This window comes from Streptomyces sp. NPDC036815 (assembly GCF_055609205.1).
Window position 1 is genome coordinate 154,677 of the sequence record NZ_JBVJPW010000018.1, and the last position, 18,225, is coordinate 172,901.

Here is an 18,225-nt window from a genome sequence, read left to right on the forward strand (position 1 = left end):
TGCGGAGTCCGAGGTCATGTGGCGGAGCCACCTGTCCTTGGACTCCGTGCGCCATGGGGGTCCCCCCTGCTCGAGCGCAGCTGAGAACTTGGGGGAGGGCGTGCCGGACGTCGGGGCGCAGGCGGGGGTGCAAAGACAGGCTCTCAGCTCGGTCAGGCCACCGCCCGTGCCCGCGCCGAGCCATCGGGGGTGTTGCGGTGGATCGGCGTCCGTGCTCCCGTCAGGGGGCGTCCCGTGCCGCCCTGGCGCGTCGCGACGATCTCCGCCGCGATGGACAGGGCCGTCTCCTCGGGCGTGCGGGCCCCGAGGTCGAGGCCGATCGGCGAGTGGAGCCGGGACAGTTCGTCCTCGGTGACGCCCTCCTCGCGCAGGCGGCGGTTGCGGTCCTCGTGCGTGCGGCGCGAGCCCATCGCGCCGACGAACGCGACGGGCAGCCGCAGCGCCGCCGAGAGGAGCGGCACGTCGAACTTCGCGTCGTGGGTGAGGACGCACAGGACGGTGCGGCTGTCCGTGGCGGTGTCCCTGAGGTAGCGGTGCGGCCACTCGGTCACGATGTCGTCGGCCTCCGGGAAGCGGGCCCGGGTGGCGAAGACGGACCGGGCGTCGCAGACCGTCACGTGGTAGCCGAGGAACTTGCCCGCGCGGACCAGCGCCGCCGCGAAGTCCACGGCCCCGAAGACGATCATGCGGGGAGGCGGCGTGCTCGACTCGACGAGGACCGTCACCTCGCTCCCGCAGTGCGCTCCGCTCTCGGAGACGACGAACTCGCCGGTGCGGCCCGCCGCAAGCAGGGCGCGGCTCTCCCCCACCGCGGTGCGGTCCAGCTCGGGGTGACCGCCCAGGGTTCCTTCGTACATGCTGTCCGACCGCTCGTCCGACCCGGTCACCAGGAGGGGCCTGCCGAGGAGTTCGGGCGGGCCCCTGAACACCCGGGCCAGGGCCGCCGCCCCGCCGCGGGCGGCGGCGGACAGGGCGGCGGCGAACACCGCCCTGTCCGGTGCGTCCGCGGCCACCGGGGCGACCAGGACCTCGATGACCCCGCCGCAGGTCAGCCCGACGGCGAAGGCGTCCTCGTCGCTGTAGCCGAACCGCTCGACGACGGCTCGGCCCTCCTGGAGGGCCTGGACGCACAGCTCGTAGACCGCCGCCTCCACGCAGCCGCCGGAGACCGAGCCGATGACGGTGCCCTCGCCGTCGACGGCCAGCGCGGCGCCGGGGCCGCGCGGCGCGCTGCCCCCGACACTCACGACCGTGGCGACGGCGAAGTCCCGGCCCTCCTCGAGCCAGCGGTTCAGGTCGTCGGCGATGTCAAGCACGGGTGGCTTCCCCTGGTCCGGCCGTCGGCCGCAGGACGCGGTCGGGGCGGATGGGGAGCGCCCGGTGGCGGACGCCCGTCGCGTGCCAGACCGCGTTGGCGACCGCCGCCGCGGCGCCCACGATCCCGATCTCGCCGATGCCCTTGATGCCCACCGGGTCGTCCGCGTCGGGGTCGGCCACCCAGTCCGCCTCGATGTGCGGCACGTCGGCGTTGGTCGCGATGTGGTAGCCCGCGAGGTCGGGTGCCACGATCCCGCCGGACGCCGCGTCCCTGACGGCCTCCTCGTGCAGCGCCATCGAGAGGCCCCAGATCATGCCGCCGATCAGCTGGCTGCGCGCGGTCAGCGGGTTGACGATCCGGCCGGCGGCGAAGATGCCGAGCATGCGCCGCACCCGCACCTCTCCGCTGGTCACGTCCACGGCGACCTCGGCGAACTGCGCGCCGAAGGAGTGCCGTTCCTTCTGGGTGAGCGCGCCGATGGCCTCACTGGTGTCCGACCGCACGGTGATGCCCTCCGGCGGAACGTGCCCGCCGGGGACCAGCTTCTCCCGCAGCTCGCGCGCCGCGAGGGTGACCGCCCAGCCCCAGGAGCGGGTGCCCATGGAACCGCCCGCGATCATGGCGGGGCCGAAGTCGCTGTCGGCGATCCGCACGCGCACGCGGTCCGGCGCCACGCCGAGAGCGTCCGCGGCGATGAGAGTGAGCGCGGTCCGCGCGCCCGTGCCGACGTCCGCCGCGGTGATGCGCACGGTGAAGGCGCCGTCGGCCTCCGCCGTCACCGCCGCCGTGCTCGGGGCGACGAGTACGGGGAAGGTGGAGGCGGCCGTGCCGGTGCCGAGCAGCCAGCGCCCCTCGCGGCGCAGCCCGGGCCGCGGATCGCGGTCCGCCCAGCCGAACCTGCGGGCGCCCTCCTCGTAACACGCCAGCAGGTTGCGGCTGCTGAACGGCAGGCCGGATACGGGGCCCACGTCGGGTTCGTTGCGGACCCGCAGCGCGATGGGGTCCATGCCGCACTTCTCCGCGAGCTCGTCGAGCGCGGACTCCACCGCGAAGGAGCCGGGCGCCTCGCCCGGGGCACGCACATAGGTCGGGGTCGGCACGTCGAGGCGTACGAGACGGTTGACGGTGTGGTGCGCGTCGGCGGGATACATCGCACGCCCGTATCCGGCGCTCGCCTCGACGAACTCGTACACGCTCGACGACAGGCTCTGCGCCTGGTGGTCGAAGGCGCGCAGCCGGCCGTCCGGGTCCGCGCCGAGCCGCACGCGCTGCGTGGTGGGGCTGCGGTAGCCGACGAGCGAGAAGAGCTGACGGCGGGTCAGTACGACGCGGACGGGCCGGTCGAGCACGGTGGCCGCCATCACGGCGAGGACCTGGTGGACCCGCAGCCCCTTGGACCCGAAGGCGCCGCCGACGTGTTCGGACAGCACCCGCACCGAGGCCAGGTCGAGCGAGAACAGTTTCGCCAGCTCGTCCGCGACCCAGGTACTGCCCTGGTTGGAGTCGACGACCTCCAGGCGCCCGCCGTCCCAGCGCGCCGTCGCCGCGTGCGGCTCCATCGCGCTGTGGTGCTCCTCGGGTGTGGTGTACTCGGCGTCCACGACATGGGCGGACGCGCCGAGCTGGGCGTCCAGGTCGCCCTTCTCCGTACGGTTGTCGTCGCCGTCCGGCGTGTACGTGCCCGGGCGGTTGGCGGAGAAGGCGACGTCGTGCGGCTCCTGGTCGTAGTGGACCACCAGCGCCTCGGCGGCCTCCCTGGCCTGTTCGGACGTCTCGGCGACGACGAGCGCCACCGGCCAGCCCACGAAGGGCACCCGGTCGTGCTGGAAGACCGCGACGACGGGGTCGGGCAGCCCGAGCATGCCCACGTAGTCCGCGTCGACCCGCGGCGCGTTCCCGTGGTGCAGCACGGCGAGGACGCCGGGCATGGCCAGTACGGGCTCCGCCTCCACCGAGCGGATCCGGCCGCGGGCGATCGTGGACGGCACGAGCCAGCCGTGGGCGAGGTCGGCGAAGGGGATCTCGCCGGCGTAACGGGCGGCGCCGGTGACCTTGTCGAGGCCTTCGACGCGGGTGTGCGCGGTGCCGACGGCGCCCGTCACCGCGGTGGTTGCGGTGGTCGTGGTCATCGTGCGGCCTCCTCGGTGAGTTCGGTCAGCAGGGCCACGACGAGGTTGCGGGTGAGCGTCACCTTGTAGCCGTTGCGGGGCAGGGCACGGGCGGCCGCCAGTTCGGCGTCGGCCGCGGCGGCGAAGGCGTCGGCGCTCGCGGGGCCGCCGGTCAGCGCCGCCTCGGCCGTCCGGGCCCGCCACGGCCGGGACGCGACCGCGCCGATCCCGATGCGCACGTCCCGTACGACGCCGTCGCGCACCTCGAGGGCCGCGGCGATCGAGCCGATGGCGAAGGCGTAGGAGGCGCGCTCGCGCACCTTGCGGTAGCGGGAGAGGGCGGCGACCGGGGCGGGCGGCAGGGTCACGCCGGTGATCAGCGCGCCGGACGGCAGCGCGGTCTCCAGATGCGGGGTGTCGCCCACGGGCAGGTAGAACTCGGAGAGCGGCAACTCGCCCGCGCCGGCCGCCGATTCGTAGTGGACGACGGCGTCGAAGGCGGCGAGGGCCACGCCCATGTCCGAGGGGTGGACGGCCACGCAGTGCTCGGTCGCGCCGAGGATCGCGTGGTTGTGGTGTTCGCCCTCGACGGCGGAGCAACCGGTGCCGGGTTCGCGCTTGTTGCAGGGCTTGGTCAGATCGGTGAAGTAGCCGCAGCGGGTGCGCTGGAGCAGGTTTCCGCCCACCGTCGCCATGTTGCGCAGCTGGCCGGAGGCGCCCGCGAGGACCGCCTGCGCCAACGCCGGGTAGCGGCGGCGCACTTCGGGGTGGGCGGCGAGGTCGCTGTTGGTGACGGTCGCGCCGATGCGCAGCCCGTCGTCCTCGGTGATCTCGATGGTGTTCAGGGGCAGTTCGCGTACGTCGACGAGGAGCGCGGGCCGCTCGACGCCGGTCTTCATCAGGTCGACGAGGTTGGTGCCGCCGCCGAGGTAGCGGGCGTCGGGGTCGGCGCCGAGGACGGCGACCGCGCCCGGCACGTCGTACACCCGCTGGTAGCCGAAGTCCCTCATACCGCTTCCTCCTCGGCGCGCGCCGCCTTCGCGACGGCCTGCACGATCGACACGTACGCGCCGCAGCGGCACAGGTTGCCGCTCATCCGCTCGCGGATCTCGTCGGCGGTGAGTTCGGGCACGCCCGCCTCGGGACGCACGTCGGTGGTGGCGGCGCTCGGCCAGCCGTCGGCGTGTTCCTGGAGCGCGCCGAGGGCGGAACAGATCTGCCCCGGCGTGCAGTAGCCGCACTGGTAGCCGTCGAGGTCGAGGAAGGCCTGCTGCACGGGGTGCAGCCGGTCGCCGTCCGCGACCCCCTCGATCGTGGTGATCTCACGCCCCTCGGCCGCGACGGCGAGCTGCAGACAGGAGACGGCACGGCGGCCGTCGATGAGCACTGTGCAGGCCCCGCACTGGCCTTGGTCACAGCCCTTCTTGGTACCGGTCAGATCGAGCCGCTCGCGCAGGGCGTCGAGCAGCGTGGTGCGGTGGTCGACGGACAGTGTGTGCTTCTCACCGTTGATGTTCAGGGTGACGGCACTGGACGTCGATGGAGCCATGAGCAGCCTTCTTTCGCGAATCGCGTCGAACGAGGCGGTCCCGGCGGGGAGTTCGGGAGGAAGTGGCGCTGTACAGGAAGGAGGGCACGCGGCCGCTCCGGCGGCAGGGGTCCCCAGCAGCCGCGGATGCCGCTATGGTGACCCTAAGCGGACAGATGTCCGTTAGTCGTCGAACTTAGCGGACAGTTGTCCGCTCAGCAAGGCACAACCAGGCCGCGATGCGCGACGGCGGAAGGAGAGCGGATGGGCCTGCACAAGAACGCGCCCCTGCGCTCGGACGCGCAGCGCAACCGGGAACGGATCCTCGACGTGGCCCTCGCGGAGCTGACGCGGTCGAGCGACGCACCGCTCAGCGCGATCGCGAAGAAGGCGGGCGTCGGGCAGGGCACGTTCTACCGCAACTTCCCCAACCGCGAGTCACTCGTCCTCGAGGTGTACCGCTACGAGGTCCAGCACGTCTGCGACGCGGCCTGCCAGTTGCTGGCGAGCCGCGCCCCCGACCGGGCCCTGCGGGAGTGGATGGACCGCCTCGTCCAATTCGGCATGGCCAAGGCAGGTCTCGCCGACGCGATACGCAAGGCCACGAGCACGCTCACCAGCCTGGCCGGGGTGGGCCCCGGACCCCTGACCGAGGCCATCGCGCTCCTGCTCAGGGCGAACGAGGAGGCCGGGACGATCCGGCCGGGCGTGACCCCCGACGACTTCCTGCTCGCCATCGCGGGACTCTGGCAGATCGATCCGCACAGCGACTGGGAGAGCCGGGCCGGGCGCCTCATGGACCTCGTCATGGACGGACTGCGGGCCGGCGCGCCGGGGCGCCGAGCAGCTCCAGGAGGTGGACCGCCGCGTCGCGCACCGCGGGCGACGCGTCCGGACGGAGCCTGAGCAGGGCCGCCGTGGCCGCCAGCGACTCCGTCGCCCGGACGGACCCCATGTGCGCCGCCCGGGGCGCGACGTCCCGGATGAGGTCTTCGGCGTCCCGCCAGGCCCCGGCGCCCGCGAGCGCAGCGAGCAGCTCCGCGGTGAACAGGTCGCGGTAGGACGGCCCGCCGGGCGCGGCGGCGGCCTGCCGCAGCAGGGGGATGGCGCGATCCCAGCGGTGCAGCCGCGCCAGGACCCACCCCTCGTGCCCCAGGAGTTCGGTCTCGTCGATCCACCAGGCCCAGGACGGGTCGCTCGCGGACACGCCGTCCAGGAAGAGGCTCCGGGCCCGGGAGAGCCGTCGCACGGAATCGGAGGCCGCGCCCAGCATGGCGGTCGCGTGGGCCTGCCGGATCAGGACGAGCGCACCGACCCTGGCCGGGAGGGCCCGCACTCCCGCCGCGCGCGAGGCGGTCTCCAGGGCGGCCCGGGGGCGGCCGACGTGGGCCTGCAGCATGCTGTGGTTCAGCAGGACGAGGCGCCCCGTCCACCGGTCGCCGCAGAAATCCGCCAGGGCCAGCGCCCGCGCGTTCGCGCGCCCGGCCCGCCGGGGAAACCCGGCGTCGAACAAGATCCACCCCATGACCTCGCACAACTCGGCCAGGGCGGCGATTAGTTCGCTGTCGTGGGTACGCGGGCTCGCGGGCGCGGCACCGAGTTCGGGGACGCGCCGCACGGCTCCGGGGATCGCCCGCGCGGCGGCCCGCGCGCCGCGCCCGGCGTCGAGGGCGAGCAGCCGCTGGGTGACGCGGACGACCAGGGGGACGGACGAGGGGGGCTGATGTGGGGCGCCCGCGGGCGTCACGCGATGGCCGATGCCTCCCCCCCCCCGTTTCCTCATTGGATAGTTATGCCCGATAGGTCTACCTTCGAGGGCAGCACCGCGCGGACGATCCGGCCTCGGAACGCCGGAAGGCCGGAAGATCGAACGGCCCGAAGGCCAGGGTGCCAGAACGTCGGCGTGTGTCCACCCCGATCGCCGCCCGGTCCCCACCGGGCCCGTCCCCCGGAGAGCACCGCATGTCGAAGATCCTGTTCGTAGTCACCGGCTCGGACCACTGGACGCTGGCCGACGGAACCCGGCACCCGACCGGTTTCTGGGCCGAGGAGGCCGTCGCCCCGTACGAGGCGTTCAAGGCCGCGGGCCACGAGGTCGTCGTCGCCACCCCCGGCGGTGTCGTCCCCACCGTCGACCGCGGCTCCCTCGCCCCGGAGGTCAACGGCGGCCAGGAGGGCGCCGACAGGGTCGAGGCCTCGCTCGCGGCGTTCACCGAGCTCCAGGGCCCGGTCAAGCTGGCGGACGTGCGGCTCGACGACTACGCCGCCGTCTTCTACCCCGGCGGCCACGGCCCCATGGAGGACCTCGCCGTCGACGCGGAGTCCGGCGCCCTGCTCACCCGCGCTCTGGAGACGGGCAAGCCGCTCGGGATCGTCTGCCACGCCCCGGCCGCGCTCCTGGCGGCCGTCTCGGGTGACGGCCTTCCCTCCTTCGCGGGCTACCGCCTCACCGGTTTCACCAACGCCGAGGAGAGCCAGGCGGGCCTCGCCGACCGCGCGAAGTGGCTGCTCCAGGACCGCCTGGTGCAGGGCGGCGCCGACTTCCAGGAGGGGGAGCCGTGGGCGCCGCACGTGGTCGTCGACCGCAACCTGGTCACCGGCCAGAACCCGGCCTCCTCCGCCCCGCTCGCCGCGGAGCTGCTCAAGCAGCTGCCCTGACCGGTGCTCAGTGCGAGGCGTGGAAGGTCACCGCGCCGTAGTGGGCCCGGGGGCTGCTCGTGGCCAGCGCCCAGTACCGGTCGCCGTAGGACCAGTGCCACCACTCCGTGGGGTAGTTGACGAGGCCCACGGTGGCCAGGGCGGCCGTGAGGGTGCGGCGATTGCGGCGGGCCGTGGAGGAGATCCCGTCGGCGTCGGTGTAACAGGCTCCGGCGCTGTCCTCGGGGCTGGCGTTCACCGGTGTGCCGAGGTCGAGTTCGGTGCCGTTCGTGGTGCGCAGGGTGACGTCGACGGCGGCGCCCGCCACGTGCGGGGCCACTTCCGGCGGCGAGAGCGAGCGGCTCGCCTGGCGGTGGAGATGGGCCCCCGTCCAGTCGGGGTGGGCGCGTCTGAGTTCGGCCGCGTACTCCTCGAAGTACTTGGTCTGCAGGTCGATCGGCCGGTAGCCCTCGGTGATCAGCAGGCGCAGGCCCTCGGGCAGCAGCCGGGCGGCGCGGGCGAGCCGCCAGGCGACGCCCTCACGCAGCTGGGCGTAGGCGCCCGCCGGGTCGGCGAGGCGGTCGTCGACGTCCACGAAGGGCAGGTGGCGCAGGTCGATGAGGGGTTCACCGCAGTCGTGGACGGGGATGTCGACGACCCGGGGGTCGTTCATGAGGATGATCGGCGGCATGCTCGGCCCCTTCGAGGCGGAAGTCGTCCTGGCAGACATGGCGGGCACGGCACCGGGGGCGGGCTGCTGCCCGCCCCCGGAGTCCCCGCCTGTGCGGTGGCGCCACGCGACAGACGGCCCATACGGCCGACTGATCGGTCGTATGGGCCGCGAGAGCAACAGTGGCCTCTCCCCCGTTAGATCCGCTGTTGCCGTCGGCCGCTGAACCGCCGACACGAAGAGACTGCCGCAGCGCGCTGTAATTCCTCTGCAAATCCGCGCCAACTCTGCTGTCTTCCCAGCCGGTTCAGATGCCGGGCTCGGTCAGCTCGCGCGCCTCGTACGCCGCGAAGACGCCCCGCGCCTCCGTCCGCAACGCCAGCGCGTGCGCCCGCTCGCCCGCCGCCTCCCGCGCCGCGGCGAGATCGCGCAGGGTGCGGGCGCGGGCCAGGGGCAGGTCCAGGGCCGCCCAGAGGTCGGCCGCCGCGGTGAGCCGCCGCTCGGCGGCGGCGAAGCGGCCGTCGGCGAGCTCGCATTCGCCGAGCGTGCGCAGGGCGAGCGCCTCACCGAAGCGGTCGTGGTGGGCGCGGCAGGTCTCCAGGACGTCCCGCAGCTCGGCGGCCGCTTCGGCCGAACGCCCCAGCCGCATCCGGCATTTGGCCCGCGCCTGCACCGCGTACGCCGACATCAGCCGGTCCCCGATGGCGGCGAGGAGGGCCACGGCCCGGTCGGCGAGCTGCTCGGCCTCGGCATAGGCGCCGAGCGAGCGGTGCACCAGGCTCAGCGACCGCAGCGTGAGGGCCTCGCCGCGCCGGCTGCCGAGCCTGCGGTAGGCCCGCAGCGACTCGTCGAGGAGGGTGAACGCCGCCTTGCGGTCGCCGAGTTCGAGGTGGACCGTACCCGCGAAACGGCAGGAGAGGCCGAGCCCCGGGTCGTCGCCCAGCCCGCGGAAGCCGTGCACGGCCCGGGTCAGTACGTCCAGCGCGGCGCGCAGCCGTCCGGCCTCGCGCAGCGCGCTGCCGAGTCCGGCGAGGGCGGCGGCCCGGCCCCGGGCGTCACCGAGGTCGGCGCAGATGCCCGCCGCCTGCCGGAAGTACTCCTGTGACTCGTCGAACCGGTCCTGTTCATAACGGAGTTGACCGAGCCCGATGAGCAGCAGGGCTTCACCGGAGCGGTCCTCGGCCCGCCGGGCGGCGGCCAGGGCGGCATCGTGGCTGCGCCACCAGGCCTCGAAACGGTTGCCGACCGCGTACGCGGATGAGCAGAGGGCAGCCGCCGCCTCGCAGGCCAGCGTGTGCAGATCGAAGGACGCGGCCCGTTCCACAGCGGCGGCGAACGCGTCGGCCTCGGCCTCGAACCAGGCCGCCGGATCGGCGAGCGCCCGCCGCGTGGCCTCGGGACCGACCGGCCGCACGAGACGGCGCAGCGATGGGGAGCCCGCGCCCGCCGGGCCGCCCGAGTCCAGGAAGCCCCGGTGCAGTTCGACGGCGCCGGACGGGATGGCGGACGCGACGCGGCCGGTGAGCCAGAGCCCGGCACCAAGTGCCCGGCCGACGGCGGCGGAGCGTTCGGCGGGGGTGTCCTCGGCCTCGGCACGTTCGGCCGCGTACACCCGCACGAGGTCGTGCGGACGGTAGCGGGGCTGGCCCGCGCGGTCCACGAGCGTGCAGTGCAGCAGTTGGGCGTCGATGAGCTGTTCCACGACGCCCTCCGCCTCGGCTTCCGGCGCGTCCAGCAGCGCGGCGACGACCCAGGACGCGACATCGGGCGCGGCGAGCAGGCCGAGGCGGCGCAGGGCGGTGCGGGCCGGGGCGTCGAGGGCGCGGTAGCTGAGGCCGAGGCCCGCCCGGACCTCCAGGTCGCCGACGGACAGCTCGTCCAGGCGGTGGCGCTCGTCGGCGAGCCGGTCGGCGAGCGTGCGCGCCGACCAGTGGCTGCGGGTCGCGAGGCGGGCTCCGGCGATGCGCAGCGCCAGGGGCAGGCCGCCGCACAGCTTGACGATGCGGCGGGCCGCGCCGGGGTCGTCGCTCACGCGCCGTTCGCCGGCGACCCGGGCGAGCAGGTCGATGCCCGGCTCCGTGTCGAACACGTCGAGATCGGTGCGGTGCGTGCAGGGCAGGGCGCCGAGGCGGGCGCGTGCGGTGATCAGCACCCCGCACGTGGCGCTCCCCGGCAGCACCGGCCGCACCTGCGCCTCGCTGCCCGCGTCGTCGAGGACGAGCAGGACGCGGCGGCCCGCGACGAGGCTGCGGAAGAGGTCCCTGCGCTCGGCGTCCCCCTCCGGGGGTTCGGCCCCCAGGGCGCGCAGCAGCCGTCCGAGCACCTCGCCGGGTGCCACGGGGTCGGTGGCGCCCCGGAGTTCGGCGTAGAGCTGCCCGTCGGGGTAGGCGTCGGCGACCCGGTGTGCGGCCGTGACGCCGAGGACGGACTTGCCGATGCCGCCAGGCCCTGAGATGACGACGACGGGAACGGCCTGCCGGGGTCCGGGTCCGGTGAGGGCGGCCCGCACCTCGCGCAGCTGCGCCTCGCGGCCGGTGAAGTCCCCGATGGCGGGCGGCAGGAGGGCGGGGGGTGGGCGGTCGACGGCCGTCGGGCCGATGTCGTGCGCGAAGGCGTGGGATCCGGGGTCTTCGGATGAGGGGGCGGTGCTGCGGGTGTGCGTCGTGCCCGCTTCGCCGACGGATCCCGTGGGGGCCGGGGTGTTCGTGCCCCTCGACGCGCCCTCCGGGGCGGTGGGCAGCAGCGCCGCGTCCGCCCGCAGGATCGCCTCGTGCATCGATCTGAGGACCGGCCCCGGGTCGAGTCCCAGCTCCTCGGCGAGTACGTCGCGGCCCTCGGCGTAGACCGCGAGCGCGTCGGCCTGCCGACCCAACCGGTACAGGCAGAGCATCAGTTGGGCGCGTAATCGCTCGCGGGTCGGGTGCGTGGCGACGAGGGCGGTGAGCTCGCCGACCAGCTCCGTCTCGCGGCCCGACCGCGCGAGGTCCGCGGCGATCCGCTCCTCCAGGGCTGCCTGCCGGGCCTCTTCGAGCTGGTCGGCCGTCGCGCGCAGGGTCTCGCCGATCCCGCCGAGGGCGGGGCCGCGCCACAGCGCGAGGGCCTCGCTCAGCAGCCGGGCCGCCGTGGCGTGGTCCCCGGCGGCCGCCGCGTCCCGGCCCGCGGCGGAGAGCCGCAGGAACGCGGCACGGTCGACGAGGTCGGCGTCCGCGTGGATCAGATAGCCCGGCGGTCTTGTCTCGATGACGTCGGGGGGCAGGGCGCGGCGCAGCGCGGAGACGTACGACTGGATCAGGGACCTCGCCGTGTCCGGCGGGCTCTCCCCCCAGAGCACGTCGACCAGCGCCTCCGCGGAGACCACCCGCCCCGGCTCCAGGAGCAGCGCGGCGAGCAGCGCCCGCGGCTTGGGCCCGCCGAGAGCGAGGCGCCGGCCCGCACGCCACGCCTCGACCGGCCCGAGCAAGTGGAAGTGCATGTCCGTGTCCACGCCCAGCTCCATGGGTCCTGCCCCGCACCGCCCCCGCTCCCCGATCGACTGGTCATGCTACGGCGCGGCGACCTCACCTCGCGCCGCGGCGAGGGGAATCAGGCCAGCTCGGTGGGGCGGGGCCCTCCCGGGGGGGGCGAGCGCCGGGGGCAAAGGTCTGAGGCGCCTCGAAAGCAGGGGCGAGAGCGTGTGGCGAGGTCTGCCGAGGTCGGCGGCGACAGCGCACGGAGCGGCGGAGGCGAAGGTGAGGGGCGGTGCGGCCGCCGGGCGCCCCGGCCCCGTACCAGCGGCGCCGCGAGCCGTCGCGTCACCCGGCTCAGTGACGAGCAGGACCCGGGTGGACGAGCGGCCGAGGCGGCTGATGCCGCCTCGGCCGCTCGTCCACCCGGGTCGGAGATCTACGCCTCGCTCGCCCGGAGCATGTCCTCGCGCTCGACGATCTTCACGCGCTCGCGGCCCTGCGGCTCGCCCAGGGCCTTCTCCGCGGCGTCGAGGCGGTACCAGCCGTCCCACGTGGTGAAGCGGACGTCGCGCTCGCCGAGGAACGCGTCGACGGCCTCGGGCTCGGGCGAGGCCGGGGTGTGCAGGCGGCCGTTGGCACGGTCGTCGAGCAGGCTCGCGACCGTCTCGTTGGCGTCGCCCTTGGTGTGGCCGATGAGGCCGACGGGGCCGCGCCGGATCCACCCGGTGACGTACGTCGACTGCAGGTGCTCGCCGCTGTCCTCGATCACGCGGCCCGCCTGGTCGGGCACCGTGCCGGACGCGACGTCCCAGGGCAGCTTGGGCAGTTCGTCGGAGAGGTAGCCCACCGCACGGTAGACCGCACCGAGGTCCCAGTCCTTGAACTCGCCCGTGCCCTTGACGTTGCCGGTGCCGTCCAGGGCCGTGCGCTCGGTGCGCAGGCCGACGACCTTGCCGTCCTCGCCGAGGATCTCGACGGGCGACTCGAAGAAGTGCAGGAACAGCTTGTGCGGCCGGTCCCCGACGTCGCGGATGGCCCAGTTCTCCAGGGTCTTGGCGACCATGTCGGCCTGCTTGTTGCCGCGCCGGGTCGCGATGGAACCGTCGTCGTAGTCGATGTCTTCGGGGTCGACGATGACCTCGATGTTCGGCGAGTGGTCCAGCTCGCGCAGCTCCATCGGGCTGAACTTGGCCTGCGCGGGGCCACGGCGCCCGAAGACATGGACCTCCAGCGCCTTGTTGGCCTTGAGGCCCTCGTGCACGTTGGCCGGGATCTCGGTCGGCAGCAGTTCCTCCGCGGTCTTGGCGAGGATGCGCGCCACGTCGAGCGCGACGTTGCCGACGCCGAGGACGGCGACCTTCTCCGCCTCCAGCGGCCAGGTCCGCGGCACGTCGGGGTGCCCGTCGTACCAGGAGACGAAGTCCGCGGCGCCGTACGAGCCGTCGAGGTCGATGCCCGGTATGCGAAGCTCGCGGTCGGCCGTCGCGCCCGTGGAGAAGATCACCGCGTCGTAGAAGGCGCGCAGGTCGTCCAGGCTGATGTCGCGCGGGTAGTCGACGTTGCCGAAGAGGCGGATCTGAGGCTTGTCGAGCACCTGGTGCAGGGCGGTGATGATGCCCTTGATCCGCGGGTGGTCCGGGGCGACGCCGTAACGGATCAGACCGAAGGGTGCCGGCATCCGCTCGAAGAGGTCGATCGACACACCCGGCTCGACCGCCTCTGCGGACTTGAGCAGCGCGTCGGCGGCGTAGATCCCGGCGGGGCCGGCTCCGACAATGGCTACCCGCAGAGGGCGAGACATGTTCAGGTTCCCTTCGAGCGGTGAATGGAGTGACTCGAGGGAAAGCCTAAACTAAGGCAAGCCTAAGTAAGTAGGCGGGTCATCTTTATGACCCCATAAGGCTGCCTTATGAGTGTACCCGTGCCCCGAGAGCGCCCGGCAGTCGGCGGGAAAGCCTCGGACAGCCTCTGATGGCCGCCCGCCCGCCGTACGTCCGGGCCGCCCGGGTGGGGGCGACGGCCTGGACGCAGGACGGAGCGGACGGCGGTGGACCGGAGTGGGCGAACCGGATGGGGCGGCCCGGCTCAGACGGCCGGGAACCGGCTCAGGCGACGTCGAACCGGTCGAGGTCCATGACCTTCGCCCACGCCGCGACGAAGTCGGTCACGAACTTCTGCTTCGCGTCGTCGCTCGCGTACACCTCGGCGAGCGCGCGCAGCTCGGAGTTCGATCCGAAGACCAGGTCGGCGCGGCTGCCGGTCCACTTGACCTCACCCGTGGCGTCGCGGCCCTCGAAGGTGTCCTGGGCCTCGGACGTCGATTTCCACGTGGTGCCCAGGTCGAGCAGGTTCACGAAGAAGTCGTTGGTCAGCGTGCCGGGGCTGCTGGTGAGGACGCCGAGCTTGGAGCCCTGGTGGTTGGCGCCCAGGACGCGCAGGCCGCCCACGAGCACGGTCATCTCCGGGGCGCTCAGGGTCAGCAGGTTCGCCTTGTCGAGCAGCAGGTACTCGGCGGGCAGCCGGTTGCCCTTGCCGACGTAGTTGCGGAAACCGTCCGCCGCGGGCTCGATCGCCGCGAACGACTCCACGTCGGTCTGCTCCTGCGACGCGTCGACGCGGCCCGGCGTGAAGGGCACCTCGACGGCGAAGCCGGCGTCCTTGGCGGCCTGCTCGACGGCCGCGCCGCCACCGAGCACGATCAGGTCCGCGAGCGAGACCTGCTTGCCGTCGGTGCGGGCCGAGTTGAAGGACTCCTGGATGGTCTCCAGAGTGCTCAGGACGGTCGCCAGCTGGTCAGGGTTGTTGACCTCCCAACCGCGCTGCGGCTCCAGGCGGATGCGCGCGCCGTTGGCGCCGCCGCGCTTGTCGCTGCCGCGGAAGGACGAGGCCGCGGCCCACGCGGTGGACACCAGCTGGGACACCGTCAGGTCCGAGTCGAGGATCTGCGCCTTGAGGGCGGCGATCTCCTCGGCGCCGATGCCTTCGTACGTCACCTCGGGCAGCGGGTCCTGCCACAGCTGCGTCTCGCTCGGGACCTCCGGGCCGAGGTAGCGCACGACCGGGCCCATGTCACGGTGGGTCAGCTTGAACCAGGCCCGGGCGAAGGCGTCCGCGAAGGCCTGCGGGTCGTCCTTGAAGCGGCGCGAGATGGGCTCGTAGACCGGGTCGAGGCGCAGCGACAGGTCGGTCGTCAGCATCGTCGGGGCGTGGGTCTTCGACGCGTCGAACGCGTCGGGCACGGTGCCCGCGCCCGCGCCGTCCTTCGGCCGCCACTGGAAGGCGCCCGCGGGGCTCTTGAACAGCTCCCACTCGTAGCCGAAGAGGATCTCGAAGAAGCTGTTGTCCCACGCGGTGGGGGTGTCGGTCCAGATGCCCTCGAGACCGCTGGTGATCGCGTCGGCGCCGACGCCGGTGCCGTGCGTGCTCCGCCAGCCGAGGCCCATCTGCTCCATCGGGGCGGCCTCGGGGTCGTCGCCGACCGCGTCGGCCGGGCCCGCGCCGTGGGTCTTGCCGAAGGTGTGACCGCCCGCGATCAGGGCGACCGTCTCCTCGTCGTTCATCGCCATCCGGCGGAAGGTCTCACGGATGTCACGGGCCGCGGCGATCGGGTCCGGAGTGCCGTTCGGGCCCTCGGGATTGACGTAGATCAGACCCATCTGGACCGCACCGAGCGGGTTCTCGAGCTCCCGGTCACCGGTGTAGCGCTCGTCGCCGAGCCAGGTGGTCTCCGGGCCCCAGTAGACGTCCTCGTCCGGCTCCCACACGTCGGCGCGGCCGCCGCCGAAGCCGAAGGTCTCGAAGCCCATCTGCTCCAGGGCGACGTTGCCGGTGAGGACCAGGAGGTCGGCCCACGAGAGGGACTGCCCGTACTTCTTCTTGACCGGCCACAGCAGGCGGCGGGCCTTGTCGAGGCTGGCGTTGTCCGGCCAGCTGTTGAGCGGGGCGAAGCGCTGCTGTCCCGCGCCGGCGCCGCCGCGGCCGTCGCTGATCCGGTAGGTGCCCGCGCTGTGCCAGGCCATGCGGATCATGAACGGGCCGTAGTTGCCGAAGTCCGCGGGCCACCAGTCCTGCGAGGTCGTGAGGACCTCGGCGATGTCCCGCTTCACGGCCGGGAGGTCCAGGGACTCGAAGGCCTTGGCGTAGTCGAACTCCTCGCCGAGCGGGTTGGCCACGGCGGGGTTCTTGGCGAGGATCTTCAGGTTGAGCCGTTCCGGCCACCACTGCCGGTTTCCGCCGCCCTGCGTCGGGTGTGCCGCGCGCGCGACAGGGCAACCGCTCCCTGTCTCCTCCGGCTTGGGGTCGGTGACGATCGCGTCGTGGTTCTCAGTCATGGGAATCCTTCCGGAGGGGGCGGATCACGGTGCTCAAGAGCTGAGGGTGGTGGAACAGTCGGGGGCACAGGTCCGACCGACCGCGCGCGGGGCGTGCGGTCTGCGAGCCGCGGATCCGGATGCCGGGCCGGGAGGACCCGTCTCCTGAAGTCACGTGTAGTTCCCTGCTGTTGCCCTGTCCCTTGGCTGTCAGCCGGAACCGATCCTACGATGGACCAAATCCAAGTCAATATGCCAGACAAGTCAATACGGCGGACAAGTCAATACGACGGACAGGCGCACGCGCATCCAATCGTCGGGAAACTATGCACAGTTAGGGCTGGTGGTCATGAGTGACCTGCTGCATCGACTTCGTGGCCGCGGCTGGCGGATGACCGCCCAGCGTCGCGTCGTCGCCGAGGTGCTCGCCGGCGAACACGTCCACCTCACCGCCGACGAGGTGCTCGCCCGGGCCGCGCTCCGGCTGCCGGAGATCTCGCGCGCCACCGTCTACAACACCCTCGGCGAACTGGTCGCGCTCGGCGAAGTCGCCGAAGTGGCCACGGACGGCCGTGCCAAACGCTACGACCCGAACGCCCACCACCCCCACCAGCACCTGGTCTGCTCGGACTGCGGCGCCATCCGCGACGTGCACCCCGAGGGCGACCCGCTCACCGACCTGCCGCCCTCCGAGCGTTACGGCTTCACCGTCTCCGCGGCCGAGGTGACCTTCCGGGGCCGGTGCCCCGACTGCGCGGGCACCTGACCCCTCGCCGGAACCCGGCCCCCGGTCACGCGGTGCGCATCCCCGCGGCGAGGGTGGTGCCGTCCGCGGGGTCGATCAGGAGGAAGGATCCGGTGCGCCGGGAGTCCGCGTAGGAGTCCAGGGCGATCGGTTCGGCGGTGCGGACCCTCACCCGGCCGATGTCGTTGGCGACGAGACGCCCCGGGGCGGGGTGCTGGGAGAGATCCTCCAGGGTGAGCCGCGAGGGGATCTCCTTGACGATCGCCTTGACGGTGCGGGTGGTGTGCTTGAGCAGCACGCGCTGGCCGACCGTGAGAGGGGTGTCGGCGACGTGGCAGACCGTGGCCTCGACGTCCTGGCCGAGGGCGGGTATGCCGTCGGAGGGCACCAGGAGGTCGCCGCGGGAGACGTCGATGTCGTCTTCGAGGAGGATGGTGACCGACTGGGGTGCCCGCGCGACGTCGACGGAGGTGCCGAGCAGGTCGATGCCCTTGACGGTGGAGGTCCGTCCCGAGGGCAGGACCGTCACGGAATCGCCGACGCGGAAGGCGCCGACGGCGATCTGGCCCGCGTAGCCGCGGTAGTCGGGGTGTTCGGCGGTCTGCGGGCGGATCACGTACTGCACGGGGAAGCGGGCCCGGCACCCCTCCGGTTCGTGACCGACCGGAACGGTCTCCAGGTGCTCCAGGACCGTCGGGCCGGAGTACCAGTCCATGTGCGCGGAAGGGTCGACCACGTTGTCGCCCGCGAGGGCGGAGACGGGGACGGCGGTGACCTCGGGCACGCCGAGCTCGGCGGCGTACGCGGTGAACTCCTCGGCGATCTTCTCGAAGACGGGCTCGGCGTAGGCGACGAGGTCCATCTTGTTCACGGCGAGGACGACGTGCGGGACGCGCAGCAGGGCCGCGACGGCGGCGTGGCGGCGGGTCTGCTCGACCACTCCGTTGCGGGCGTCGACCAGGATCACGGCGAGGTCGGCGGTGGAGGCGCCGGTGACCATGTTGCGCGTGTACTGCACGTGGCCGGGGGTGTCGGCGAGGATGAACCGGCGCCGGGCGGTGGCGAAGTAGCGATAGGCCACGTCGATGGTGATGCCCTGTTCCCGCTCGGCGCGCAGGCCGTCGGTCAGGAGGGCCAGGTCGGGTTCGGCGGCGCCGCGGCTGCGCGAGGCCCGCTCGACGGCCTCCAGCTGGTCGGACAGGATCGACTTGGAGTCGTGAAGCAGGCGCCCCACCAAGGTCGACTTGCCGTCGTCGACCGAACCGGCCGTGGCGAGGCGGAGTGTTCCAGCGGCGGAACCGGCGCCGGCGTCCGTGCTGGTGCCGGTCCCGATGCCGGTTCCGGGACCCGTAGTGGTGCTGGTGGTGGTCATGGTTAGAAGTACCCCTCGCGCTTGCGGTCTTCCATCGCGGCCTCGGACATCTTGTCGTCGGCGCGGGTCGCGCCCCGCTCGGTGAGCCGGG

Annotated in this window: 13 protein-coding genes; 3 read left to right on the forward strand and 10 right to left on the reverse strand. The window is 73.2% G+C overall.

Annotation, left to right across the window (positions count from 1 at the left end):
- Window positions 1-152 precede the first annotated feature (152 nt).
- The 4 genes from ACZ69I_RS29725 to ACZ69I_RS29740 are packed head-to-tail and all read right to left on the reverse strand — an operon-like array spanning window position 153 to window position 4,975.
- Window positions 153-1,316, reverse strand: a complete 1,164-nt coding sequence (locus tag ACZ69I_RS29725) for an XdhC family protein (RefSeq protein WP_470835678.1) — start codon at window positions 1,314-1,316, stop codon at window positions 153-155.
- On the reverse strand, window positions 1,309-3,447 hold the full coding sequence (locus ACZ69I_RS29730; protein ID WP_467681380.1) for a xanthine dehydrogenase family protein molybdopterin-binding subunit: 2,139 nt from the start codon (window positions 3,445-3,447) through the stop codon (window positions 1,309-1,311). Before ACZ69I_RS29730 ends, ACZ69I_RS29725 begins: the two co-directional genes overlap by 8 nt.
- Window positions 3,444-4,436, reverse strand: a complete 993-nt coding sequence (locus ACZ69I_RS29735; protein ID WP_470835679.1) for an FAD binding domain-containing protein — start codon at window positions 4,434-4,436, stop codon at window positions 3,444-3,446. Before ACZ69I_RS29735 ends, ACZ69I_RS29730 begins: the two co-directional genes overlap by 4 nt.
- Window positions 4,433-4,975 (reverse strand): 2Fe-2S iron-sulfur cluster-binding protein, encoded by a 543-nt coding sequence (locus ACZ69I_RS29740; RefSeq protein ID WP_389720430.1) that lies wholly within the window; start codon window positions 4,973-4,975, stop codon window positions 4,433-4,435. Before ACZ69I_RS29740 ends, ACZ69I_RS29735 begins: the two co-directional genes overlap by 4 nt.
- 243 nt (window positions 4,976-5,218) lie before the next feature.
- On the opposite strand from ACZ69I_RS29740, the gene ACZ69I_RS29745 reads away from it, so the two are divergent.
- Window positions 5,219-5,860 carry a TetR/AcrR family transcriptional regulator gene (locus tag ACZ69I_RS29745; RefSeq protein ID WP_470835680.1) on the forward strand — a complete coding sequence of 214 codons (642 nt, stop codon included), beginning with the start codon at window positions 5,219-5,221 and terminating at the stop codon, window positions 5,858-5,860.
- Here the strand turns inward: ACZ69I_RS29745 and ACZ69I_RS29750 are convergent.
- The gene (locus ACZ69I_RS29750; RefSeq protein ID WP_470835681.1) at window positions 5,760-6,701 is read right to left on the reverse strand and encodes a DNA-binding protein; all 942 of its coding nucleotides are present in this window, start codon (window positions 6,699-6,701) and stop codon (window positions 5,760-5,762) included. The genes ACZ69I_RS29745 and ACZ69I_RS29750 overlap by 101 nt on opposite strands.
- A gap of 215 nt (window positions 6,702-6,916) precedes the next feature.
- Here ACZ69I_RS29750 and ACZ69I_RS29755 point away from each other — a divergent pair, with 215 nt between their 5' ends.
- Window positions 6,917-7,612 (forward strand): type 1 glutamine amidotransferase domain-containing protein, encoded by a 696-nt coding sequence (locus ACZ69I_RS29755; protein WP_470835683.1) that lies wholly within the window; start codon window positions 6,917-6,919, stop codon window positions 7,610-7,612.
- Window positions 7,613-7,619: 7 nt separating this feature from the next.
- Here ACZ69I_RS29755 and ACZ69I_RS29760 read toward each other — a convergent pair whose 3' ends face one another.
- The 4 genes from ACZ69I_RS29760 to katG form a co-directional block, all read right to left on the reverse strand.
- A complete protein-coding gene (locus ACZ69I_RS29760) occupies window positions 7,620-8,282 on the reverse strand; it encodes a M15 family metallopeptidase (protein WP_470835684.1) in 663 nt (220 codons plus the stop codon).
- Window positions 8,283-8,568: 286 nt separating this feature from the next.
- Window positions 8,569-11,745 carry an AfsR/SARP family transcriptional regulator gene (locus ACZ69I_RS29765; RefSeq protein ID WP_470835685.1) on the reverse strand — a complete coding sequence of 1,059 codons (3,177 nt, stop codon included), beginning with the start codon at window positions 11,743-11,745 and terminating at the stop codon, window positions 8,569-8,571.
- Between the two features lie 398 nt (window positions 11,746-12,143).
- Window positions 12,144-13,508, reverse strand: a complete 1,365-nt coding sequence (locus ACZ69I_RS29770) for an FAD-dependent oxidoreductase (RefSeq protein ID WP_467681394.1) — start codon at window positions 13,506-13,508, stop codon at window positions 12,144-12,146.
- A gap of 304 nt (window positions 13,509-13,812) precedes the next feature.
- Window positions 13,813-16,038: a catalase/peroxidase HPI gene (katG, locus tag ACZ69I_RS29775; RefSeq protein ID WP_470835686.1), complete on the reverse strand. Its 2,226-nt coding sequence runs from the start codon at window positions 16,036-16,038 to the stop codon at window positions 13,813-13,815.
- A gap of 328 nt (window positions 16,039-16,366) precedes the next feature.
- Between katG and ACZ69I_RS29780 the strand changes: the two genes are divergently transcribed.
- Complete coding sequence (locus tag ACZ69I_RS29780; RefSeq protein WP_467681398.1) at window positions 16,367-16,783, forward strand: Fur family transcriptional regulator; 417 nt, start codon at window positions 16,367-16,369, stop codon at window positions 16,781-16,783.
- Window positions 16,784-16,808: 25 nt separating this feature from the next.
- Here ACZ69I_RS29780 and ACZ69I_RS29785 read toward each other — a convergent pair whose 3' ends face one another.
- A complete protein-coding gene (locus ACZ69I_RS29785; RefSeq protein ID WP_470835687.1) occupies window positions 16,809-18,134 on the reverse strand; it encodes a sulfate adenylyltransferase subunit 1 in 1,326 nt (441 codons plus the stop codon).
- Window positions 18,135-18,225: the final 91 nt, after the last annotated feature.